This window comes from Bifidobacterium merycicum DSM 6492 (assembly GCF_900129045.1).
GTDB lineage: Bacteria > Actinomycetota > Actinomycetes > Actinomycetales > Bifidobacteriaceae > Bifidobacterium > Bifidobacterium merycicum.
In genome coordinates this window covers 531,862-556,109 of record NZ_FQTX01000002.1, presented here as the reverse complement: position 1 = coordinate 556,109, position 24,248 = coordinate 531,862, and the positions used below count along the sequence as shown (strand labels likewise).

The 24,248-nt window shown below is 61.8% G+C and carries 19 protein-coding genes; 2 read left to right on the top strand and 17 right to left on the bottom strand.

Going from position 1 to position 24,248, the window contains the following annotated elements; translation table 11 throughout:
• Window positions 1-2: 2 nt before the first annotated feature.
• The 4 genes from sufB to BUB29_RS04990 form a co-directional block, all read right to left on the bottom strand.
• Window positions 3-1,457 (bottom strand): Fe-S cluster assembly protein SufB, encoded by a 1,455-nt coding sequence (gene sufB, locus BUB29_RS05005; RefSeq protein WP_193349157.1) that lies wholly within the window; start codon window positions 1,455-1,457, stop codon window positions 3-5.
• Between the two features lie 197 nt (window positions 1,458-1,654).
• Window positions 1,655-3,316 (bottom strand): CTP synthase, encoded by a 1,662-nt coding sequence (locus BUB29_RS05000; RefSeq protein WP_033523533.1) that lies wholly within the window; start codon window positions 3,314-3,316, stop codon window positions 1,655-1,657.
• A gap of 187 nt (window positions 3,317-3,503) precedes the next feature.
• Window positions 3,504-8,759, bottom strand: coding sequence for a type I pullulanase (pulA, locus tag BUB29_RS04995; RefSeq protein ID WP_033523532.1), 5,256 nt, complete (start codon window positions 8,757-8,759; stop codon window positions 3,504-3,506).
• 355 nt (window positions 8,760-9,114) lie between these two features.
• Window positions 9,115-10,503 carry a DUF2142 domain-containing protein gene (locus BUB29_RS04990; RefSeq protein WP_033523531.1) on the bottom strand — a complete coding sequence of 463 codons (1,389 nt, stop codon included), beginning with the start codon at window positions 10,501-10,503 and terminating at the stop codon, window positions 9,115-9,117.
• A gap of 98 nt (window positions 10,504-10,601) precedes the next feature.
• Between BUB29_RS04990 and BUB29_RS09820 the strand changes: the two genes are divergently transcribed.
• On the top strand, window positions 10,602-10,745 hold the full coding sequence (locus BUB29_RS09820; protein WP_156098206.1) for a hypothetical protein: 144 nt from the start codon (window positions 10,602-10,604) through the stop codon (window positions 10,743-10,745).
• Between the two features lie 134 nt (window positions 10,746-10,879).
• Here BUB29_RS09820 and BUB29_RS04985 read toward each other — a convergent pair whose 3' ends face one another.
• From BUB29_RS04985 to aroC, 3 genes are read right to left on the bottom strand one after another with little or no spacing between them, the layout of a single operon-like run.
• On the bottom strand, window positions 10,880-11,323 hold the full coding sequence (locus BUB29_RS04985; protein WP_033523530.1) for a type II 3-dehydroquinate dehydratase: 444 nt from the start codon (window positions 11,321-11,323) through the stop codon (window positions 10,880-10,882).
• A gap of 33 nt (window positions 11,324-11,356) precedes the next feature.
• On the bottom strand, window positions 11,357-12,970 hold the full coding sequence (locus tag BUB29_RS04980; protein ID WP_033523529.1) for a bifunctional shikimate kinase/3-dehydroquinate synthase: 1,614 nt from the start codon (window positions 12,968-12,970) through the stop codon (window positions 11,357-11,359).
• 14 nt (window positions 12,971-12,984) lie between these two features.
• On the bottom strand, window positions 12,985-14,175 hold the full coding sequence (gene aroC, locus BUB29_RS04975) for a chorismate synthase (protein WP_033523528.1): 1,191 nt from the start codon (window positions 14,173-14,175) through the stop codon (window positions 12,985-12,987).
• Window positions 14,176-14,218: 43 nt separating this feature from the next.
• On the opposite strand from aroC, the gene BUB29_RS04970 reads away from it, so the two are divergent.
• Entirely contained in the window at window positions 14,219-14,722 is a 504-nt protein-coding gene (locus BUB29_RS04970; RefSeq protein ID WP_033523527.1) for a hypothetical protein, read from the top strand.
• A gap of 147 nt (window positions 14,723-14,869) precedes the next feature.
• On the opposite strand, the gene mltG is transcribed toward BUB29_RS04970, so the two are convergent.
• From mltG to BUB29_RS04920, 10 genes are all read right to left on the bottom strand, one after another.
• The gene (mltG, locus tag BUB29_RS04965) at window positions 14,870-16,048 is read right to left on the bottom strand and encodes an endolytic transglycosylase MltG (protein WP_033523526.1); all 1,179 of its coding nucleotides are present in this window, start codon (window positions 16,046-16,048) and stop codon (window positions 14,870-14,872) included.
• A gap of 13 nt (window positions 16,049-16,061) precedes the next feature.
• Window positions 16,062-16,514, bottom strand: a complete 453-nt coding sequence (ruvX, locus tag BUB29_RS04960) for a Holliday junction resolvase RuvX (protein WP_033523525.1) — start codon at window positions 16,512-16,514, stop codon at window positions 16,062-16,064.
• Window positions 16,515-16,524: 10 nt separating this feature from the next.
• The gene (alaS, locus tag BUB29_RS04955) at window positions 16,525-19,203 is read right to left on the bottom strand and encodes an alanine--tRNA ligase (RefSeq protein ID WP_033523524.1); all 2,679 of its coding nucleotides are present in this window, start codon (window positions 19,201-19,203) and stop codon (window positions 16,525-16,527) included.
• Between the two features lie 81 nt (window positions 19,204-19,284).
• Window positions 19,285-19,521: a hypothetical protein gene (locus tag BUB29_RS04950; protein ID WP_033523523.1), complete on the bottom strand. Its 237-nt coding sequence runs from the start codon at window positions 19,519-19,521 to the stop codon at window positions 19,285-19,287.
• Entirely contained in the window at window positions 19,521-19,901 is a 381-nt protein-coding gene (locus BUB29_RS04945; protein ID WP_033523522.1) for a DUF948 domain-containing protein, read from the bottom strand. The genes BUB29_RS04950 and BUB29_RS04945 overlap by 1 nt, the downstream gene beginning before the upstream one ends.
• Before the next feature lie 117 nt (window positions 19,902-20,018).
• Complete coding sequence (locus BUB29_RS04940) at window positions 20,019-20,693, bottom strand: histidine phosphatase family protein (RefSeq protein WP_033523520.1); 675 nt, start codon at window positions 20,691-20,693, stop codon at window positions 20,019-20,021.
• A gap of 154 nt (window positions 20,694-20,847) precedes the next feature.
• Window positions 20,848-21,474 carry a 30S ribosomal protein S4 gene (rpsD, locus tag BUB29_RS04935; protein WP_033523519.1) on the bottom strand — a complete coding sequence of 209 codons (627 nt, stop codon included), beginning with the start codon at window positions 21,472-21,474 and terminating at the stop codon, window positions 20,848-20,850.
• Window positions 21,475-21,657: 183 nt separating this feature from the next.
• Window positions 21,658-22,434 carry an ABC transporter ATP-binding protein gene (locus tag BUB29_RS04930; protein WP_033523518.1) on the bottom strand — a complete coding sequence of 259 codons (777 nt, stop codon included), beginning with the start codon at window positions 22,432-22,434 and terminating at the stop codon, window positions 21,658-21,660.
• 1 nt (window position 22,435) lies between these two features.
• The gene (locus BUB29_RS04925; RefSeq protein ID WP_033523516.1) at window positions 22,436-23,653 is read right to left on the bottom strand and encodes an ABC transporter permease; all 1,218 of its coding nucleotides are present in this window, start codon (window positions 23,651-23,653) and stop codon (window positions 22,436-22,438) included.
• Window positions 23,650-24,051, bottom strand: a complete 402-nt coding sequence (locus BUB29_RS04920; RefSeq protein ID WP_033523515.1) for a DUF4418 family protein — start codon at window positions 24,049-24,051, stop codon at window positions 23,650-23,652. Before BUB29_RS04920 ends, BUB29_RS04925 begins: the two co-directional genes overlap by 4 nt.
• Between the last annotated feature and the right edge of the window lie 197 nt (window positions 24,052-24,248).

Here is a 24,248-nt window from a genome sequence, read left to right as displayed (position 1 = left end):
GCTCAGCCCACCGATCCTTCCATCTGCAGTTCCACAAGTCTGTTCAGCTCAAGCGCGTATTCCATCGGCAGCTCACGGCTGATCGGCTCGACGAAACCGCGCACGATCATGCCCATGGCCTCATCCTCGGAAAGACCACGGCTCATCAGGTAGAACAGCTGGTCTTCGGAGACCTTGGAAACCGTCGCCTCATGCGCCATGGACACGTCATCCTCGCGCACATCGACATGCGGATAGGTGTCGGAACGGCTGAACTCGTCCACCAGCAACGCATCGCACACGGTGGAATTCGACGAGCCTTCGGCGCCCTTGACGATTTTCACGAGCCCGCGGTATGCGGAACGCCCACCGCCGCGGGAGATCGACTTGGCGACGATGGTGGAGCTGGTGTGCGGGGCGAGATGGATCATCTTCGCGCCGGTATCCTGATACTGCCCCTTGCCGGCGAAACCGAGCGACATGGTGCTGGCCTTGGCGTACGGTTCCGCCAGAATGCAAGCCGGGTACTTCATGGTCGCCTTGGAGCCGATGTTGCCATCGACCCATTCCATGGTGCCGCCCTCACGCACGTAGGCGCGCTGGGTGACGAGGTTGTACACGTTGTTCGACCAGTTCTGCACGGTGGTGTAGCGCACGCGGGCATGCGGCTCGACGAAGATCTCGACCACGCCGGAATGCAGGGAATCCGTGGAGTAGATGGGGGCCGTGCAACCTTCGACGTAATGCACGTAGGAGCCTTCGTCCGCGATGATCAGGGTGCGTTCGAACTGGCCCATGTTCGGGGTGTTGATGCGGAAGTACGCCTGCAGCGGGATGTCTACGTGCACGCCCTTCGGGACGTAGACGAAGGACCCGCCGGACCACGCCGCGGTGTTCAGCGCGGAGAACTTGTTGTCGTCGCTGGGGATGCACTTGCCGAAGTACTTCTGCACGATCTCGGGGTATTCGCGCACCGCGGTATCGGTGTCGACGAAGATCACGCCCTGCTTCTTCAGATCCTCCTGGATCGAGTTGTAGATCACTTCGGATTCGTACTGTGCGGCGACGCCGGAGACCAGACGCTTCTTCTCCGCCTCGGGGATGCCGAGCTTGTCGTAGGTGGAACGGATCTCGTCAGGCAGCTCCTCCCATGTGGTCGCCTGCTTGTCGATCGGCTTGACGTAATACTTGAAATCGTCCGCGTCGAAGTCCTTGAGATCCACGCCCCACTGCGGCATCGGCTTGTTGATGAAGTCCCTGTACCCTTGCAGACGCTTCTCCAGCATCCATTCGGGTTCGCCTTTATCCGCGCTGATGGCGCGGACGACGTCCTCGTCGATGCCCTTCTTCGCCGCCTCGCCCGCGGCATCCGTATCATGCCAGCCGTAAGTGTAGTCGCCGAACTGGCTGATGATCTCGTCATCCTGCCTGATCTTATCCTCGTTGACGCGGGTGCGATCGGCCACGTATTGGCTCATCTCCACGTCAGCCGCGGCGTTTGGTGTTTGTGGTTCGCTCACCGGTTTGCCTCCGTCATTCACACAATGTCATAGTAGAACCTAACAGAACCGTCATGAAAAAGCTACAGCCCACACCAAATTTCGGTGTGGGCTGCAACACATTCCGGTTCGGGTGCCGTTTCACCGCCGTACGCGGTTCATCGGCGCACCGACGCTCAGTGCTCCTGCTGGTGGTCCAACGCGGCCTTCACCAGACCGGCGAACAGCGGGTGCGGCTTGGTCGGGCGGGACTTGAACTCCGGGTGGGCCTGAGTGGCCACGTAGAACGGATGCACCTCGCGCGGCAGCTCCACGAACTCGGTGAGCTCACCGTCCGGGCTCTGGCCGGAGATGCGCAGACCGGCTTCGCGCAGCTGGTCCTTGTACGCCACGTTCACCTCGTAACGGTGACGATGACGCTCGGTGACATGCGTGGTGCCGTACAGTTCGGCGACGATGGAGCCTTCCTCCAGCTCGGCCGGGTAGCTGCCCAGTCGCATGGTGTGGCCCATATCGCCCTTGCCGGCGACGATGTCCTTCTGCTCCTCCATGGTCGCGATGACCGGAGTCGCGCAATCGGGCTCGAACTCAGTGGAGTTGGCGTCCTCGAGGCCGAGGACGTGACGGGCGTATTCGATGACCATGGACTGCAGGCCGAGGCACAGGCCGAGGGCCGGCAGCTTGTTCTCACGGGCGAACTTCAGGGCGCCGATCTTGCCATCGATGCCGCGGATGCCGAAACCGCCGGGCACGACGATGCCGTCGACCTGATCGAGCGCGGCCGCCGCGCCCTCCTCGGTTTCGCACTTATCGGCGGCGACCCACTTGACATTCACCTTGGCGTAGTTGGCGAAACCGCCGGCCTTGATGGCCTCGGTGACGGACAGGTAGGCGTCCGGCAGGTCGATGTACTTGCCGACGATGGCGATGTTCACCTCGTGCTTCGGGTGGTGTACGCGCTCCAGCAGGTCCTCCCACTCGTCCCAATCGACATCGTGGAACGGCAGGCCGAGTTCGCGCACGACGTAGGCGTCAAGGCCTTCGTTGAAGAGGATCTTCGGCACATCGTAGATACTCGGGGCATCCACGCAGTTGACCACGCCTTCGGAATCCACGTCGCACATCAGGGAGATCTTGTCCTTGATGGACTGGTTCAGCGGACGGTCGGAACGCAGCACCAGCGCATCCGGGGAGATGCCGAGCTGGCGTAGCATCATGACGGAGTGTTGGGTGGGCTTGGTCTTGAGCTCGTGGGCGGCGGCGATGTACGGGACCAGGGAAACGTGCACGAACATGCAGTTCTCGGCACCCAGATCGCGGCGGACCTCACGTGCTGCTTCCAGGAACGGCTGGGATTCGATGTCGCCGACGGTGCCACCGATTTCGGTGATGATCACGTCGACGTCGTCGGACGCTTGCGCACGCATGCGGGACTTGATCTCGTTGGTGATGTGCGGGATGACCTGCACGCACTGGCCGAGGTATTCGCCGGCGCGTTCCTTGCGCAGCACCTCCTGGTAGATCTGACCGGTGGTGACGTTCGCCTTCTGGCTCAGGTACACGTCGAGGAAGCGCTCGTAGTGGCCGATGTCGAGATCGGTTTCGGCGCCATCCTCGGTGACGTAGACCTCACCATGCTGGAACGGGTTCATCGTGCCGGGATCGACGTTGATGTAGGGATCGAGTTTCTGCTGCAGGACCTTGATGCCGCGGGAACGCAGCAGACGTCCGAGGGAGGATGCGGTCAGGCCTTTACCGAGGGAGGAAACCACGCCGCCGGTGACGAAAATATGCTTGGTGACGTGCTCTTGAGGATTGCCATGTGTTCTTCTAACCATGGAACTCCAGCTTAACATTCACAGTTGACCCGGCGTGTTATGCGAATCGGGCCTATTGCCAGAGAGCATCCGTTGCGCTCCATTCAAGGCGAAAACACCGGAATGCCAACGAAAATCAGGAACCGGCCCCCCCATTCGGAAGGCCGGTTCCTGCGCGTTTATCGGAGTTGCTTATCGGTCATTGCGTTCAGAGGCGTTCCTCCTTTCCGCGAAGGCGGAACATCACACCGGCCGCTGCGGCGGCCAGCGCGAGCAACGCGATCACCAGCACGGAGGCGCCGGTGGCGGCGGTACCGGCGGCACCGGATGCCGTGGCGGCACCCTTCGTGCCCTTGTCGGCGGCCGGGACGACGGCACGCTTCTGCACGTGCACGGTGCGGGTGAACGTCGTGGTCTTGCCGCGGGAGTTGGTCACGGAGTAGACGAGCTTGTAATCGCCCACCTTGTTGACATCCACGCTGCCTTCAATCGTGATCTTGTCGGTCAGGTCGCCGTCGATGTCATCCGACGCGGTGACGCCGGCCTTCGGATCGAACTTGGAGCCAACGGTGATGGTCGTCGATTCGGTCACACCACTGATCACGGGGACGACGTCATCGGCGGAAGCGACCTTGAGCACGGTGGCGGACAGGGCGCCGGCCGAGTAGACGGAACCCTTGCGGACCGTGACGCTCTTGACGACGTCATCACCGTACACGGTACCGTCGGAGGCGAGCACTTCGTACTTGCCGGCAGCAACGCCGTCGATGGAGGCGGCCTTGCCGTTGGCGTTGAAGATCACCACGTAGGTGCCGCTGGAATCCTTCGCCTGGTAGGCCACGACGCCGTCCGCGGACTTGAGCATGGTCACGCTGGCGTTGATGTCGTCGTAGTTGGTCTGGCGGAGGGCGGCTATCTTGTTGCGCAGCTTGATCAGGCCCTTGACGTAGTCGACGGAGCCTGCGTACTGCGTGGTGCGATCCCAGTCGATGGCGTTCGTCGCGTCACCGGCGTTGTAGCTGTTGCCGTTGCCGCTCTTGGTGCGCAGGAACTCCTGGCCCAGCTGGATGGCGGGGATGCCTTCGGACAGGTAGACGACGGAGTCGGCGAGCTTGGCGCGGGCCTCGGTGGTCGCCTCATCATCCGTGGGCACGGATGCGCGGAGCTTGTCGTACAGGGTCATGTTGTCGTGGATCTCGGCGTAGTTCACTACCTGGCCGGCGTCCGCGTAATGATCCTGCGCGTTGCCATTCCAGCAGGTGGTGCTGGCGTCGGCATCGTACTGGCATCCGAGCACGTTGTGGGCGATGAGGCTCTCCTGATCGGCCTTGCCGGAGACGAAACCGGTGTCGGTGTCGGAGAACACGGAACCCTTCAGGCCGTCACGGATCGAATCGTTGAAGAACGCGATGCCGTTGTTCGTGCCATCCGAAGCGACCTGGTAGGCGTTCGGCTGGATGGTCATCTCGCTCTTGTCCATCGTGGTGTTCATATCCCAGCCTTCGCCGAGCACGATGATGGACGGATCGATCTTGTCGAGGGCCGCGCGGACTTCCTTCATCGTCTCGGTGTCAATCAGACCCATGAGGTCGAAGCGGAAGCCGTCGATGTTGTAGTTCTTCGCCCAGTACGTCACCGAATCGACGATGTACTTGCGCATCATCGCACGTTCGGAGGCGGTGTCGTTGCCGCAACCGGAGTTGTTGACCAGCGAACCGTTGTCGTCGTAGCGGAAGTAGTAGCCCGGCACGGTCTTGTTGAACGAATGGTTCGCGGCGTCATAGACGTGGTTGTACACCACATCCATGATGACGCGGATATCGTTGTCGTGCAGGCCCTTGACCATCTGCTTCATCTCGGTGACGCGGGAGGCGGGGTTGCTCGGATCGGAGGAGTACGAGCCTTCCGGCACGTTGTAGTTCTCCGGATCGTAGCCCCAGTTCTGTGCACCCTTGGCGTCGTAGCTCAGGTCGCCGGTCTCGTCGACGGAACCGTAGTCGTACATCGGCATGATCTGCACGTGGGTGACGCCCAGCTTCTTGAGGTAGTCGAGGCCGGAGGTCGCGCCCTTGGCGGTCTTGGTGCCGGATTCGACGACGCCCAGATACTTGCCGCGCTTGTCGGCGGAGACGCCGGAGCTCAGGCTGATCGAGAAGTCGCGGATGTTCATCTCGGCGATGGACGCATCGGTGGTCTTGGAGAAGGCGCCCATGCGCTTGCCCGCGTTGCCCATGTCCTTCTTGGACAGCACCACGGAACGTTCGCCGTTCGCAACCGCCGCGGTGGCGTACGGGTCGGCGGAGACGTTCACTGTGCCGTCGGCGAAGGTGAGCTGGTAGGCGTAGGCGGTGCCGCTGGCGAGGTCCTTCACCGAGGCGCTCCACACACCCCTGTCACCGCTCGTCATGTCGATGGTGCGGTCGACGTCGGCGTTCGGATCGTCGGACTTGTAGGTGATGAGCTTGACGTCGGTGGCGGTCGGAGCCCACAGCTTGAAGCCGGTCTTCGCCGCCGTGTAGGTGGCGCCGAGGTCGTCGCCGCTGTAGGCGTACTTCTTGTCGAAGGCGTCGGTGCGGACCACGGAGCCCGCGACGGCGTCCTGGGAGCCGAAGCCCTTGACCGCGACGGTGTACTTGCCGCGGACGTCAAGTTCCTTGTCGGTGGTGATGATCACCTTGGTGCCATCGGTCTTGATGCTCTTGACGGCAACAGTCTTGCCGTCGGCATCCTTGACGGTCACGTCATCCTTGATGTCGTCGGCGGAGACCTTCTTGGAGAGCTTGACCGTCAGCTGGTCGGTGTTGGAGATCTCGGCGGACTTCATGGAGGCGCCGAGGGCCGGACGTGAGGAGTACACCGTCGCGTCGCCGTTGAGCATCCACACTTCGGCGGTCACGGTGTTGCTGGCCTCGTCGAAGGTGAGCGCATCGGACGGGATCATGTGGTTGTTGTCATCGGGATCCTTGGCCTTCCACGCATCCTTGCCATAACGACGCAGCATGCCGATGTCGGAGGCACCCTCGTTGTTGTAGTAGGTGTAGTTGGTGAAGGAGTACTCCGCGACTTCACCCCAATCGTCATGGGAGGTGAAGGTGGCCGCCCCGCCGTTCCAGTTGGAGGACCAGGTCCAGATATCCCACTGCGGGACGGTGGTCGAGGTGTCCTCGGAGTTGAAGTACAGGCCGTCGTCGCGGTTGTAGTGGACCTTCACCTTGACGGTGGAGGCCGTGCACTTGTAGTCGGCCGGCGCGGCATCGAGCGTTTCGACGGTGGTCGATTCGCCCTGATCCGGGTACTTGGTGCCGTCGATCCACACCTCGGCGGTGCCGTCGGCACCCACCTTGGCGCTACGGTCGCCGCCGTACTTGTTCCAGTCGCTGGTGGTGATGATGAAACCGAAGTTCTCGAACTTGCCGTCGAAGGTCAGCGTGGCGACCTTGCCCCAGCAATCGGTGCCGGTGAAGGCGTGGTTCTCGGCGTTGATGTCCGTACCGCTGGTGTCCTTGCCCCACACGTACACGCCACGGTTGTCCGAGGCGCTGGCGGGCTTGTAGTGCACGACGAGCCGGGTCTGGCCGCTCACGGCTTCGGGGTTGCCCACGGTCGCGGACTGGTCGGCGACGCCCACGTGCGTGATACCGGCGTTGGCATGGTAGTTGCCGCCGTCCTTCGGGTTCTCCCACTGGTCGGTGTCGGCATCATGGAACACGAAGTCGATCTTCTTGCCCTTGGTGTCGATGGTGGCCTGGTAGTAGCCCTGGACGTCGAGCTTCATGTCGGCTTCCGGCTGGTTCCAGTCGTCGCCGAGGCCGTAGTGGACCTTCGGGGTCTTCCAGCTGGAATCGTTGGGCTTGTAGTAGATGGTGATGGTCTTGTCGTCGGGCAGGACCTCGTCATCCTCCTGGTTGAGCTCCGGGTCGGACGGATCGGTGGCGGTGGACGCGGCCGGGTGATCGGCCTTGGTGGCACCGGCATACAACGCGATGGCGGAACGTGCCGGAACCGTGGTCTCGACCTTGCCGTTCTTGACGGTCACGGTCTTGGAGCAGTCCATGGCGGCGTACACGTTGCAGTACTCGCCGTCGGCGAGGGAGGTGGTGTACGAGGCATCCTTGTCCTTCTTACCGTTGTTGATGGCGATGAAGCCCTTGCTGCCACGGGAGAAGGCGATGTTGTCGCCGCCGTCATCCTGCCAATCGGTGACCTTGGTGCCGTTGACGTAGTTGCGGAAGGCGATCATGCCGCGGGTGGAGGTCCAGCGCTGCTCGCAGTTCCAGTCGGAGCTGTTGGTGGCGCAGGCGGTGTCCATGTCGACGTCGGGCACGGAGGTCGCGGTTGCGCCGGGTGCGCCGTCGTCGTTGTTGTCCCACTTGTAATCGGAGAGCAGACGCGGGGTGCCGTAGTCATAGGCCAACATGAAGGCGTTGGCCAGCTGGTACTTGGCGCCATCCTTGTAGGTCAGCGCGCCCTCGTTGCGGGCGGTGTCCCAGTTGGTGACGAACACGTTGGCGTCCTCGGACGACAGGTCCTTGCTCAGACGGTCGCTCAGGCCCTTGAGGTTGGCGATCTTGTCCTTGAAGGTCTGGTTCATTTCGGACTTGAAGCCGAATTCGGTCACGGTGCCGTTCTGCACGTAGTTGCTCGGCTGGATGCCCGCCGCTTCGGAGGAGTTGCCGATGACTTCCTGGATCCAGTAGATGTCGCTGGCGTTCTTGCCGATCTTCTTGGCGAACTTCTCCTTGATCGCCTTCATGGAATCGGTGTGGATGTGCTTGACGGCGTCCATGCGGAATCCGCGCACTCCAGTGTTCCACAGCGAGACGAGATAGTCGGACTGGATGTCCTGTACCTTCTCGCTTTCGGAATCGAAGTCCCACATGGATCTCAGGCGGCACTCCTGAACTTCCTTCTGATTGGTGTAATCGGAGATGTTCTGCTTGCAGCTATGGAAATCGGAGGCGGTGATGCCTTCCGGATACTGCTTGGTGGCAAAGCCCGGGTAGGTTTCGGTGGAACCGTTGTAGTCACTGCCGGCCACGCCCTTCTGGTCCCCCGCGGCCACATCGAAGCCGGTGGTCTGGTTGAGCACCACATCGGCGATGATGCCCACGCCGGCCGTGGCGCACTGCTTGACCATGTTCTTAAATTCGGCTTCCGTGCCCAGTTTGGAATCGAGCTTGTAGCTCACGGGCTGGTAGCTGGTCCACCATTGGGTGCCCTGGATGGACTCCTGCGGAGGAGAGACCTCCACATAGGCGACACCTTCGGGACCATAGGTGTTGGTACATTCCTTGGCGATGGTGTTCCACGTCTGCTGGAATGCGATCACCTGAACGTCCTTCTTGCCGGAGGAGCTGGTCTCCTCGGCTTGAGCGACGTTAGGAACCGTAATCAGCGACGCGCACGACATCGCGGCGACGACACTCGCCGCCAGGATTCGTCTGAACGACCGTTGTGCGATCATGCTTCCCTTTCCTCGTCACCGAGATTCTTCCTCGCCGCACCATGCGACGCGGTTTGGTTGACAACGTGGGCACCGCAGCCTGCTCCGACCGTTGGCCGACGCTGGCCGCATTACTCATCTCTGGTCATGCACACGTTATCAATCAATGCTCTCTATGGTATTTCACATAACCTACAAAACCGAATTGGCGTTGCGTGTTGAACGGCATTGTTACGCACGCGGCGAACCATACGCATGGAACGCCCGGAAATACGGTGAGGGCCGTTACCGAAAACGGGGTTCACCCCCGCAGCCATTTGTCAAGGAGAACACGCTGGCCGGCGGAAGCATCGGTGCTCCCGCCGGCCAAGGACACTCAACGCCGCAACCGGGCTGCGATGGCCTGCAGGCATTCGCAGGTGCAAAGCGTGCAAAGCACCGTAAGGGGCAGGAAGTAGCGGTGTTGCATCCCTTCCACCGCACTGGCATCGGTCGGCGTGTACTGTAGCCAGAGCGCAACATACATCAACATCACGATGCCGAACGACATCACCGTCGTACCCCAGCAGAATGCCGACATGCTGCGTTCGAATGCGCGCAACACGCTTGCCGCGAGCACGGCGACCAGTACGGCCAGCATCAGAATCCAGCAGAGGCGGATCACCAGACTGTCGATCGGCCTGTCAAGATTCGACTTGGCCTGCACAATCGAAGCGAACACGGCCTTCAATGCCGAGAGTATCGTGTCCGGATCGGTGAGCAACGCTGTTTTGCGTGCGGTCATCTCCTCATAGGAAACCATCAGCGGCGTAGTGACGAACCATCCGGTCAGCTTCATCCAGACCATCAGCCATCCGATGGCAAGCGCATCGCCGATGGCGAGAATCCACATGTGCGGGTCACGGTGCAACGGGACATCCGGCGGAACTTCGTCCGCCATGGCACCGACTGCATCTCCGACGCCATCGGTCCGCGCCGCCGTGGACAGCCTGTGTTGCGCCCATGGAATCAGCAACGTAAGCAGGCATAACGGCCCGTAAATGAACTTGCACATCACCACGGCCACGCACACCGCCGCCAATGCCACGCAATACGCCGTGGACACTTTGCGCAGGAACGCCCTGAATACCATGCATGAGAGCAGGAAGACCATGGCTTGAGTGAATGAGTCGGCGGAAATGGCGAAGCTGTTATGCCGGAGCATCAACGGGCAGAGCATTACCAGGCCGCAGACTATGCGCCACTTGGGCAGCAGCATGACTGACACCGCGCCAAGAAACGTCGAAACGACCAGCATCAGCGCCTCCGCACAGTGATACGTGGCGAGCGGAGACAGACCGAAGGCTTTGCCGACGAGAAATCCTACGAGCTGCGGCGCATAGGCCACGGGCGAATTGACGGCGGCGTTGTTGCACGGCACGTCGGCGCCGTCGCGGCCATCGTAGACCAAGGTTTCCGGTTTGACGACGGCGGGATCGTAACCGTCATAATATTCCAACGAAAAATCAATCCACTCCTGGTCAACGTATCCGCCCACATTCCCAGTGGTGCTATGCAAATAACTTTGCGATTCGACCGGACGTGCCAATGTGTCGCCGTTGGTGATACCCACGATGCGATACACATGCGCCCAGATGTCCGGGATGTGCCCCGGTGCCGTATGTGCCATGAACCAGCCGCCCATCAGCAGTGTTCCCAAAGCCACGACCATCGGCATCAGACGGCGGGCGGTCGAACCGACCCCCCCCGGTAATTGGATTGACATTGTTTCTCCTTCTCCAGATCCCGTTGGACGCCCTCAGCCGCTCATCCATACGGCGGCTCCCGACGACGGGAGACAGGCGACCCTCATAGAGGGTATACATGCGACAATCCAAGGTTATCCACAGCCGGCAGGCCTTCGACCACATTGCCCGCTCGGGCTTGCGCTCATCATGCACCGGCGCCGCCACCTACCGTGCGCTCATGCGCAGAAAAAAGGAAAGCGAGCTGACCACTGTTTTCTGAGAGTTTTCGTACACTGAGCCGTTGTTAACGTACATATGCTCTCAACAGGGGTTGGAAAGGGAGAGCATATGTACGCAGGACACGAGCACACCCCGCCTGAATGGGGTTGCGGCCATGCCCGGCAGACCGCGCATCTACCCGACCAGGTGGGCGACGGCTTCGAGCGCAAGCTTGTACCCATAGAATCCCATGCCGGCAATGGTACCGGTGGCAACCGGCGAGATCACGGAACGCTTGCGGAACTCATCGCGCGCGGACGGATTGGAGATATGCACCTCCATCAGCGGCAGACCCTCGTCAATCACCATGTGGGCGGCATCCGCAAGACCATAGGAGTAGTGGGTGAACGCGGCAGGGTTCATCACGATGGGTGTCTTCTCGTCGGCCGCCTGATGCATCCAGCCGATCATCTCGGCCTCGTCGTCACTCTGACGAACCTCCACGTCAAGCCCGAGTTCCGCACCCCACTGCGTGCACAGCCTACGCAGGGTCTCAAGATCCTGCTTGCCGTACACATCAGGCTGGCGTACGCCCAGACGCCCCAGATTCGGACCGTTGACTACCACGACTTTGGTCATATTTCCATCCATTCCCTTGTTATCGCTGACTTCCTATCGCTGGATCCGGCGGAACGCCTCTTCGACGGCATCCGCGGGCGGGTCCTCAAGATGAATCGGATGCCCGATCCCGTCGAGTACGACGAAGCGAAGCGTGTTGCCACGCGCCTTCTTGTCCTTGTGCATCAACGCGAGCACGTCATCCCACGAGCCGTTGCTCCACGAGGTCGGCAGACCGAGGGAGCCGAGCAACGAACGATGGTAATCCACCAGATCCTGATCGATGTAGCCCAGCAGGTGCGACAGCTCCGCCGCATACACGCATCCGACGGCCACCGCGTTGCCATGGCGCCAGCGGAAATGCTCGAGTTTCTCGATGGCATGGGCGAGCGTATGGCCATAGTTCAGGAATTCACGCAGCCCCGCCTCCTTGAGATCGGCGGACACATGGTAGGCCTTCACGCCCACGGTACGTTCGATGAGCTCCGCAACCACATCCTTCAGGCCGGAATCCAGGAACGTCGCCCCGTCGAAGGCACGCAATTCATCAGCGTGATCCTCAAGGATCTGCAGGATCTCCGGATCCATGATGAAACCGGACTTGGCGACCTCGCCCAATCCTTCGATGAAGATGTCATTCGGCAACGTGACGAGGGTGCGCATGTCGGCGAGCACGCCGGCCGGCGTGTAGAACGAGCCGACCAGATTCTTGCCGGCCTCGGTGTTGATGCCGGTCTTACCGCCCGTGGATGCATCGACCATGGCCAGCAGGGACGTCGGGCAGTTCACGTAACGGATGCCGCGCATCCAAGTCGCGGCGATGAAACCGGCCAGATCGGTGGCCGCTCCCCCGCCAAGCCCGACGATCGCATCGGAACGGGTGAAACCCTCATCGCCCATACGACGCCACACACCGTTGGCCACGTCCACGGTCTTGCCGGCCTCGGCGTCCGGCACCACGATGTCGGACACCGTGTAACCAGCCTGACGCAGCAGGGTACGTGCATGATCGCTGTGCCGCTGCACCGGCTGGGTGTGGATCAGGGCCACACGCACCGGGCCATCCCCCAGCACTTCGGGCAGATGGTTCATCGCACCTTCGCCGATGCACACGTCATACGGCTCGATTCCCGCCCCGGTGACATGCACCATACGTTCGCGGATCATATCCATGACCTTTCTCGCCGCCATTTGCGGCGTCAGTCCTTGCGTGCGTACGCGCACGTTCGCGACCTTGCGGAACACGGGATCGCGTTCCGCATACAGTTTCCTCCAACGAGCGTCGGCATCACCGTTGAGCATCGGTCGCCCTCCGCCGCGATTGGCGCGTTCCATGGCTTCCTCGGGGTCGGCGTCCAGATATACGACGCGTCCGCCGCGGCTGATGTAATCGGCCAGCGCGTCCCTCGTGGACGGCGTCATGGGAGCGCCGCCGCCCAGTGAGAAGATGCCGTCGAAATCCTCCAGCATGTCGGCGATGAGGTCGGCCTCGACCTTGCGGAATTCCGGCTCGCCTTCACGCTCGAAGAATTCGGGGATGCTCATGCCCACTTCACGTTCGATGCACACATCGGCGTCCGCGAACGGCAGATTCATGATATGGGCGACTTCCTTACCCACACGGGTCTTGCCCGCCCCCATCATGCCGATGAGGACGGCCACCGGCATGGTCCTTTCGCCGCTCACCGCATGTGCTCCGGCCAGGAGGCGAGATAGGACTCGCAGTTGCGGCGCGTCTCCTCGACGCTGTCGCCGCCGAACTTCTCCAGCGCGTACTTGGCGATGGTCAGACGGACCATGGCCTCGGCCACAACGGCTGCGGCCGGCACGGCGGTGGAATCGGAACGCTGGTTGATGGCCTGCGCGGCCTCGCCGGTGAGCACGTCCACCGTGCGCAACGCCTTCGGAATGGAGGGAATCGGCTTCATCGCCGCGCGGATGACGATCGGCTGACCGTTCGACATGCCGCCTTCGATGCCGCCCGCACGATTGCTCACGCGCGCGATATGCCCGTCCTTCATGACCATCTCGTCGTGCGCTTCGGATCCGGGACGCTCAGCCTCAAGGAAGCCATCGCCGATTTCGACACCCTTGATGGCCTGCACGCCCATGACGGCGCTTGCCAGAGCCGCATCGAGACGACGGTCGGATTCCACGTAGGTGCCGATGCCCGCCGGAACACCGTAGGCGATGACCTCGATCACACCACCGAGGGTGTCGGAGTTCGCCTTGGCTTCATCGATGCGGGCGATCATACGCGCTTCGGCTCCCTTGTCGAGGGTGCGCACCGGAGAGGCGTCCAAAGCCTCAAGGTCGTCGGGGGTCGGGAGCGTCGCCGTGGTGCGGTCCTCGATGCCGACACCTCCGATGGACAGCACATGGGAGACGGTGCGGATGCCGAAGGCCTGCTCCAGGAAATCAGCGGCGATGGCACCGAGCGCCACACGGGACGCGGTCTCACGTGCGGAGGAACGCTCCAGCACCGGACGCGCATCGTCGAAAGCGTATTTGCGCATACCGGTCAGATCGGCGTGACCGGGACGCGGACGGCTGAGCGCGGCGTTGCGGCCTTCGCGCGGCAGCTCATGGTCGAGCGGGTCGGCGCTCATGACCTCGGTCCACTTGGGCCATTCGGTGTTGGCGATCTCGACGGCGATCGGGGTGCCGAGCGTGCGTCCGTGACGAACACCGGTGAGCAGACGTACCTTGTCCTGCTCGAACTTCATGCGTGCGCCACGGCCATAACCGAGACGACGCCGGGCAAGGGCATCCACCACGTCGCCGCTCGTGACCTCGACGCCGGAGGGCAATCCCTCGATCATCGCCACCAGCGCCTCGCCATGCGATTCACCTGCCGTCTGCCAACGCAACATACGTTTCCCTTTCACTCGCAAATAACTGGGTTAATGTTAAGGCATGCCATACCTGTTCTACCTGCCGAGTTTGCTATGTGGGCTTGCGATCGGCGTCAAGGACGTGCGCGGACGACGCGTGCGCCCCTCCTGGATAGTCGTCGGATCGCTGGCGCAACTCGTCTCCGACGTCATCGCCGCGACGATCGCCAATTCGTTCTTCCTGATTCTGCAATCGGTGTTGTTCACCGCATTGTGCGCCGGAGTGTTGGCCTTGCTTTCAGCCGTGAGGGCGGGCGGCGTGAACGCCGTGGACGCATTGGCGATGATCCCTCTCGGGCTCGCCGTGGGAACGCTTGGGCTGCGGGCCATACTCGTGTGGTGGCTCGCCATAGGAGTGTTTGGACTACCGTTCATCTGGTGCTGGAACCGTTTCGCCGCTGGCGGCGCAAACGGCGGAAACGGCGGAGGTATGGGCCGGAGATTCGACAGACGCGGCGGCATGCCGTTCATCCCGGTCATCGTCGCCGCGGCCATCATCGCGGTCGTCGTGGGGACGATGCTTTGACGGCGTGCAGGGAGATGTTCCCGGATTCGTCACGCCTCTTCCCCGCATGTCGTCAACATGTTGCCGCACCCAATTCCACGCGCGCAAATGCATGAAGGCGGTGCCCCCCCCGGTTGAGGGGCACCGCCTTCATGGTGAGGCAACCGATCAGTTGGCGTTCTTGTTGTTCGCCTTGTACTTCTGCACCAGCTTGTCGAATTCGTCGGCGTTATCCGTGAATTCGGTCGTGCCGGAGCTCAGATCCGTGGTGACGAAGTACAGCCAATTGCCTTGCGGCGGATCGAGCGCCGCCTGAATGGCCGAATCGCCGGGATTCGAAATCGGCGTGGGGGGAAGCCCCTTCTGGATGCGGGTGTTGAACTTGTTCGAGGAGTCGTCCAGCATCTTCTGGGTGATCTGGGAGGACTTGACGTTGTTGCCGTATGCCACGGTGGAATCCATGCCGAGAGTCATGTCCTTGGCGAGACGGTTCAGGATCACGCGGACCACCTTGCCGTAATCGTCCTTCTGATTCACTTCGGCTTCGGCGATGGACGCCATGTTGAGGATCTTCTCGCGTTCGGAACCGGTGGGGGCCCCAAGCGAATCAAGCTTCGCGATGCGACGATCGACCATCATCTTGAGGATCTCCTTCGCGGAGGTCTTCGACTTGATGTCGTACTGCCCCGGTTCAAGCCAGCCTTCGAACTTGTCGTTCGCCTCGGAGGGCAGGATGCCGGAACCGTCGCCGTCCACGATGGATTGGAAATCGGATTCGGCGATGCCACTCATCTCGGCCGCACCCTTGATGACGTCGGAGACGCGTTCGCCGGCCTTCACATCGAAGAAGCCCTTCGCGTTGCTCGTATCCGAAAGGATCTTCATGGCATCGGCGTTGCTCATGTGCTTCTTCAGCTCGAAGGTTCCGGGGTACAGGTTGACGTTGTTGGCGCCGACCACGTTCGCGAACGCCTCGGCGGACTTCACGACCCCCGCCTTGACAAGCTTCCTGCCGATGGTCAGGGCGTCTTCACCGGATTCCACGGTGAACGACACCTGCCCGGTTCCCGGCCCCTCGTAATCCTCCGTCAGACGCGCATTCACCTCATTCTGCGCACGGACGGCGCTGATATGCCGTACGCCGAAATACACGCCCGATCCCACGAGACCCAAAACGACGATGACGATTACGGCGATCAGCCAACGCTTACGCTGCCTGTTCTTACGGCGCTTGCGCATTTCGCGGCGGGACTTCGGCGGTTTCGGTGGTTCCACGACGGGAGCCGCCGAATTGCCCGTCACCCACTGCGTGTTCTCCTCGAAGTAATCGTTGAAATTATCTGCCATTACTTCTCCTGTGTTACTTCCTCTTATCCAATGCGGCTTGCAAAATCACAACAGCGGACTGTTGGTCAACTACGGGTCTGTGCCCTCTCTCTGCAATATTCGCCTGTCTGAGCTGACGGTGTGCGCTCACCGTCGTCAGCCGTTCATCCATCAATTCTATCTCAGGCACCCGTTCCAAAGCGGTTTCGCCGGTCTCCATGTATGCACCGATCCGCTTGGCGAGATTATTCGCCCACCGACGGGCCTTCTTCGCGCTTTTGCCCTCTTCCCCACTGAGCAACAACGGTAATCCGACGATGACGTGATCGACGTCCTCGTCCTCGATCGTGTAGATCACATCCTCGATGGCGCGGAATGAATCGCCATGCACCTGGATGTTGCCGATCGGATGCGCAAAGGTGAGCTCCGGGTCGGACAAAGCCAGTCCGACCCGAGCGTCACCTAAATCAATACCCAACCAGGTCATGCCTGTGGGTTCAGCCCTTCACAGCCTGGGCTTCGAGCGCCTTGAGCGCCTCGTCGATCTTCGAGGCGTCGGTGCCGCCGCCCTGGGCGAAGTCCGGCTTGCCGCCGCCACCGCCGCCGAGCATCTTGGACGCGCCACGGACCAGATCGCCGGCCTTGATGCCGAGATCACGCGCAGCCGCGTTGGTGGCGACCGCCACCATGGTCTTGTCGTCGGCGCTCACACCGGCCAGGGCGACCACCACGGGCGCATCCTCGCCGAGACGTGCACGCACGTCCAGAACGATCTTGCGCAGCGCATCGAAGGAACCGAAGTGGCCGACGTTCCTGACAGCGACCTTCACGGATGCCGCGGAGTTTCTGGTGTCCTCCACCAGCTGCGGCACCATGGCCGCCAGCTGATCCTCGTACATGGCGGCGAGACGGCGATCGGATTCCTTCAGCTTGGCGAGCAGCGTGTTCACGCGCTCGGCGAGCTCGTCCGGACGGGCGTTGAGCTTGTCGCTCAGCTGCGAAACCAGCGCATGCTCGCGGGCGTTGTACTCGTACGCACCAGCGCCCACGACGGCGTCGACACGGCGCACGCCGGAGCCGACGGAAGCCTCGGACATGATGTTGATCGCACCGATCTTGCCGACATGGTCGACGTGGGTGCCACCGCACAGCTCACGGCTCCACCCGTCCTCGCCGATGGAGACCACACGCACGATATCGCCGTACTTCTCGCCGAACAGGTGCATGGCACCCAAGGCGATGGCGTCATCGAACTTCATTTCCTTGGTGGTGACGGCGAGATTGTCGCGCAGACGATCATTGACGCGTGCCTCCACGGCGCTCATCACCTGCTTTGACGGTGCGCTGGACCACTGGAAGTCGAAGCGCAGACGGTTCGGGGCGTCCTCGGAGCCACGCTGGGTGGCCTGCGGGCCGAGCTCCTCGCGCAGCGCCTTGTGCACCATGTGCGTGGCGGTGTGGGAGCGGGCGATCGCGCCACGACGGTTCAGGTCGATGTTGGCGTTCACCTGGGTTCCGACCACCAAGGTACCTTCGGTCAGACGGCACTGGTGGACGATGAGATCCTTGATCGGCTTCTGCACATCGTCGACCTCAAGCACCGCCCCGTCGTCGGACAGGATCTCACCCTGATCGGCGAGCTGTCCACCGGCCTCCGCGTAGAACGGGGTACGGTCGAGGATGACCTCGATGTTGGCCGGGCCGGTGACGGCGGGGACGGAACCCTTGCCCTCCTGCATGATGCCGAGCACGGTGGCGCGGGCGGAGAAGTCGGTGTAGCCCAGGAAGTCGATCGGCTTGACGAGCGTCTTCTTGAAATCGTCGTACACGGACAGATCCACGTTGTGGCGCTTCTTGAGGGCGTCGGCACGGGCACGGCTCTTCTGCTCGGCCATGAGCTCGCGGAACTTGGCCTCATCGACCTTCACGCCCTGCTCCTCAGCCATTTCGAGCGTGAGCTCGATCGGGAAGCCGTAGGTGTCGTGTAGCTTGAAGGCGTCGGCGCCGGAAACGACATCCTTACCGGATTCCTTGGCCTTGTTGACGGCCATGTCGAAGATCTCGGTGCCGGATTCGAGGGTGCGCAGGAAAGTGTCCTCCTCGCCGTACGCGGCCTCGCTCACGTCGTGGAAGGTCTTGTTGAGCTCCGGGTAGGAGGCTTCCATGGCGGCCTTGGACGTCGGGAACAGGGTCGGCATGACGGCTTCCTGGACACCGAGGGCACGCATGGCCTTGACGGTACGACGCAGGAGGCGACGCAGGACGTAGCCGCGGCCGGTGTTGCTCGGGCGCACGCCGTCGGACATGATCATCAGGGCGGAGCGCACGTGATCGGCCACGACGCGGAACTTGACGTCAAGGGCCTCGTTCTCGCCGTACTTGTGACCGGACAGGCGCTCGGCGGCCTCGATGACCGGGTAGACCTCATCGGTCTCGTAGATGTTGTTCTTGCCTTGCATCAGGTAGGCGAGACGTTCCAAACCGGCACCGGTATCGATGTTCTTGTTCTCCAGTTCGCCCACGATATGCAGGTCGGTCTTGGACTTGACGTTGTCGACCTCGTAGTTTTCGAACACGAGATCCCAGATCTCGATGTATCGGTTCTCGTCGGCGATCGGGCCGCCTTCAACGCCGAACTCGGGGCCGCGGTCCACATAGATCTCGGAGCACGGACCGCCAGGGCCGGGGCCACCGGTGGTCCAGAAGTTGTCTTCCATACCCATGATCTGGATATGCTCGGGGTCGACGCCCTCGTTCTTCCACATCGAGCGCGCTTCCTCATCGTCGGTGAAGGTGGTCATCCACAGCTTCTCCGGGTCGAAGCCGTAACCGCCCTTGTCCTGCGGGGTGGTCAGCAGCTCGTACGCATAGTGGATGGCCTCCTCCTTGAAGTAATCGCCGAAGGAGAAGTTGCCAAGCATCTGGAAGAAGGTGCCGTGACGGGTGGTCTTGCCGACCTCGTCGATATCCAGGGTGCGCACGCACTTCTGGTTCGAGGCCATACGCGGATGCGGGGCTGTCTGCTCACCCATCAGATAGGGGATGAACGGGACCATGCCTGCGATGGTGAACAGCGTGGTCGGGTTCGGTGAGATCAGCGATGCCGAGGGAACGACCAGATGGTCATGCGCGGCAAAATAGTCGAGATAGCGCTTCGCTATTTCTGAGGTTCGCATTGGCGAATGGACTCCTTGTGATTGGTGCGAGGGCGCACTTGCGCCCCCTGTTTGGACTTATGAGAAAAAGTATGGATTGAATCAGCGCAGGCGGTCGGCGTACTGCTTGTTGAGCTCGGCTTCGCGGCTTTTACGCGTCTCGTTGAACTCCTGGAGCATGCCCTGCAGCGTGCGCAGGCCCACGTTGTCGATATCAGGGCCGAACAGGGCCTGCCGCGCCGGTGCCGGCGTGTTGGCCTTCACGTAGGCCTGCGCCTTCATCACGGTGTATACGCCGCAGCAGAAACCGACGGACATCCAGAACAATCGCTTGAACATCACTCCCCCTTGGCCGCGGTTCCGCCCTGCTTGTTGAGGAAGGAACGGACAGTGGACTTGGCTGCATAGACGGCGGAGGCCGCCTTGATGACCGGCTTGCCGAGGAAGGAGCCGTACAGGTCGACCAGTGCGCCGACATTGGTGGCGGTGGTCGAAGCGGCGGCGGAAATGCGGTTGGCATCCTCCAACGACTTGTTGACCTGACGTACCGTGGTGACGCCCTCATCAAGCGCCGGAATGGCATGGTCGCCGGATTCCTTGACCGTGATCGCGATCTGGTCGAACAGCTTGCCCAGACGGATCAGAGGGTAGATCATGAATCCCGCCAGCACGGCGAACGCAATCGCGGCGATCAGGCCCGCGATCTCTCCAACACCCATAGTGCGCCTCCTGTGTAATCAGTTACCCGCACAAGAGTAGCACTACGTGCCGCTTTGTCGAAGACGCCGTCCCGCCACGAATGTCCGACACGGTGCCTGACATAGGCAGGCTAACTGTCATTTGCCATACGATACGATGGTCAACGCCTCATCGAAGGGCTTGGTCGTGTCGAAGTCGATATCGGTGATGGATCCGTTGGCGGGGCGTTCGCTCAGATCGAGATCGTTGCCACCGAAACGATGGCCGAGGCTCAGCAGCGTATTGCCGTGGCTGATCTGCAGCACATCGTCGCCGTCCTTCAACGCGGCGTTGGATGCGATCAACGTGAACGCGCCCTCGACACGCCGCCAGTATTCGGCATCGGATTCGGCGTCGTGGAACGGGTCGGCGTCCTTCAGCCAGTCGCGCGTGGCGGCGAGACCGTACTTATCGACGATTTCGTTATAGGTCTTCACGCCGTGCGGGCCGCCCGCGGCATACCATGCCTGACTCATATCGATGCCTTCGAAATACCCGTAGAACTGTTCGCGGAAATGCATGTCGCAAATCAACTCGGGACGAGGATTCCCGTTGTGTTCGTTGATGTCGAGAATGCGTTCGGCGGTTGTCATGGCGCGTGTGGTGTCGGAACAGTAGGCCGCGGCGAAGACCATGCCGGAGAGCCGCTCCCCCGCCTTGTCGGCGTCTGCCAGGCCGGATTCGGTCAGCGGGGAGTTCGACCACCCCTGCAGTTTGTTGTAACGGTTATAAAACGTCTGCCCATGACGGACGAGATGCAAGTGGATAATCATGTCACCTATGCTACCCACACCGGCGTATGGCGCCGCCGGACGCCCCACAGACCGTCTTTGGCTCCCCGAAAACGCGGAAACCCCGCGTCCCAAGACGGGAGCGGGGTTCGAACGGTATGTCCTTGACTGTAATGAATACAGAAGTGGGCCCGGATCAGCGGGCGTAGAATTCGACCACGTACTGGATGTTGACCTGCACCGGCACCTCTTCGGCTTCCGGCTTGCGGGTCAGGGTGGCCTTCAGGGAGGCCAGGTTCACGTCGAGGTAGCCCGGGACCGGCGGCAGAACGTCGCGGTGGACGCCTTCGGCGGCGGCCTGGAACGGCTCCATGGTCTGGCTCTTGGCCTTGACCTGAATGGTCTGGCCAGGCTTGACGCGGTAGGACGGGCGGTTCACGATGTTGCCGTCAACGAGGATGTGACGGTGCACCACGAACTGGCGGGCCTGAGCGGTGGTACGGGCGAAACCAGCGCGCAGCACCAGGTTGTCGAGGCGGACCTCGAGATCCTGCAGCATGGCGTTACCGGTCTGGCCGGAGGTCTTGGTGCCCTTCTCGTACACTGCACGGAGCTGCTTCTCGGACAGGCCGTACTGTGCGCGCAGACGCTGCTTCTCGCGCAGACGCACCGCGTAATCGGACTCGGTGCGGCGACGGGTGCGGCCGTGCTCACCGGGAGCGTACGGACGCTTTTCGAAGATGCGCTGAGCCTTGGGGGTCAGAGCAATGCCGAGGGCGCGGGAAAGACGCACCTGACGGCGAGAACGCTGAACGTTCGTCATGGTAATTAATCCTTCTGTCGTTATTTGAACGGAACGCCGAGTCGAAGACATCGGCGTTGAGCCAGGCCTCTCCAACGCTTCGTCGTGCGAACACGAGCGGTTCCAAGGAACCGTCGACCCGTTGATGGGCTAAGACTCCAGATGGCATCCGCTTGCGGCAGACACCAATCGACCAGCATACACTCAGGGGCGGGACAGCACGCCGGCGTCCATGCGAAGCGCGTAGTCGGCGTAGCCGAGCGCCTCGGAATCATGGGTGACCATGAGGACCGCGGTCCCCTCGTCGGCCAGACCGCGCAGCAGATTCATGACGACCTCCGTGCTTTCCTGGTCGAGATCACCCGTGGGCTCGTCGGCGATGAGCAGCCGCGGCCCGTTCATCAACGCCCGCGCGATCGACACGCGCCGCATTTCACCACCGGAAAGTTCCTTGGGATAGCTGCCGGCGAGGTCGGCGACGCCGAGACGTTCAAGCAGCGCCATGGCACGTTCGTTGAGCGGGTCGGGGGTGATGGCGTCTTCGGGCATGGCATCGGACGCTTCTCCCCCGGATACGTCACTTTGCGCGGCCGGCCCGGCCGCGCCTGCGGCATCGTCGAATAATGTGGCGGGCAGCACCACATTGTCGAGTACGGTGAGGTTGGACAGCAACGTTTGGCTTTGCATGACGAAGCCGATGGTTTGGTTGCGCAATCGCGACAACGTACGGTCGTCCATCCTGCCGACGATCTCGCCATCCACGCGCACGGTGCCGGATGTCGGCTCGATCAGACCTGCGATCATGGAGATCAGCGTGCTCTTGCCGTTACCGGACCTGCCGACGATGGCGACGAAATCACCTTCGTCCATGACCAGATCGACATGGCTGACCGCGTCGAAATCCTTGCCTCGACGGCGGAAACGCCTGGTCAGATCGTCGACGACCAACAGATGCTTTCGTTCCGTCTGTTCCACACCCATGTCATTGTCCTTCCCGAAGGGTCACGTACGCTTCCGGCCTGGCGAGTTTGCACATCGCCAGCATGGACGCTCCCATGCAAACGACCACCGTGCACAGCACCGAAACCGCAATCATGCCGATGACCGCCAAGGGGCCGGCCTGCAGATACGGCAGTTGCAGCTGCCTGCCGATCAGGCTGCTGAAGGGGAATACGAACAGCGACGCCAACGCCACGCCGGTGACGCCTCCGGCAAGCGAGACGATGAGAGCCTCCCGCGCGATCACGCCGCGCAGCATGCCGCGCGTCGCCCCCATGATGCGCAGCGACGCGAACTCGCGTTTCCGCTCGTTCACCGACGAGAAGAACACCACAAGCAGCACGATGACGCCCATGACCCACAACACCGCCACGAATATCGCGGTATAGCCCACCAGGGAACCGAGCGAGGCCTTGGCGGAGGATGTGATGCCACCCGGATAGACGAAGCCAAGACTCTTATAGGAGGGATCGAGTTTGGTGATCGATTCGGCCACGGTATGAGGATCATAACCGTCGGCGACCTTGATGAGCACGGCGGAGACGGCCTTCTTCTCATACTGTTCGGGCATGACCCGATGGGATACCTGGGCGGAGGCCTCGACCATGCTGGGAATGGTGGCGCGGTTGATGAACACGGAATTGTCAAGACTGGTTCCGGTGCTGGCAAGCTGGGCAACCACGGGCCATGTGCGGCCGTACAGTTCGATGGTGCCGTCGGACGACACGTTCACGCCGGCTCCCGCCACGATTTGGCCGTCCTTCACCTCACCGTCGAATTGCGACGACAACCACGGCTGGATCACGAAATCGGTGGACGGATCATAGCCGATGATCTGCAGTTTCGAAGCGCAGCACGCGGCCGCCAACGATGAGATGTACACCTGTTCGGTGAATTGCGCAACACCATCGGCCTTGGCTACCGCCGAAGCGGCCTCCTCGGTGAAATAGAACGTGCCGGGCGAGCCGTTGGCCAATAGGGCTTCGGCCTGCTGTGCACTGTTCTGCGGTACGACCATGAGGTCGGCGCCCAGACGCTCCTCCATGCTGCGCATGCCGTTGCCGAGGTTGATGCTCAGCAACGAACCACCGAACAACGCCACGCTGAGCAGCATGACGACGATGATCAACGCCACGGTGCGCAGCGGTTTTCTCCGAAGATTCTCTGCGGGAAGGGAACGGAGCGTGATATGCGAGTTCACTGGCGCACCGTCTTCGGACGCGATTCGACCCATGCCGCAGCCGCCGCGCAGATGATGGTGAGCGTGCCGAGCACGGTGAGCGTGGGGAGCATGACCATACGGCAGTGCATCATCTGCCCCTTGCATACGCCGATCAGCAGATTCGGCACGGCGATCAGCAGCAACGCGTCGGCTGCGATGGCGATGTTGATGCCGACGCGCATGGGGCGAGCCACGAAGAACGATACGATGCCGAGCACGAGAATGACCACGCCGATGCCTGTGGCCGCCTGCTGGGAGTAATGGCATGCGCCGAACGTGGCATGTCCCATGCATGCGTGGGCGAAGGTCTGCGGGACGATGGCGATCAACGCGCCGAGGATGACGGATGGAAGCGAAGCGAACACGGTATTCTTCATTGTTTTTTCTCTCTGGGATCATCAATCGGTTTTCAACCGGTTTCGAATTCACGGGTACGACCCGATGACGGTTCCCCATTATGCGCAGCGGCTGCGCGGAAAACAAGACTTGACTTTTACCAACCGTTACGGTATCGGACGCTCCAGCATGGGACGCGTATGCCGCCGCATTCCCAACGCCGGAGCGCCCGGGGCCT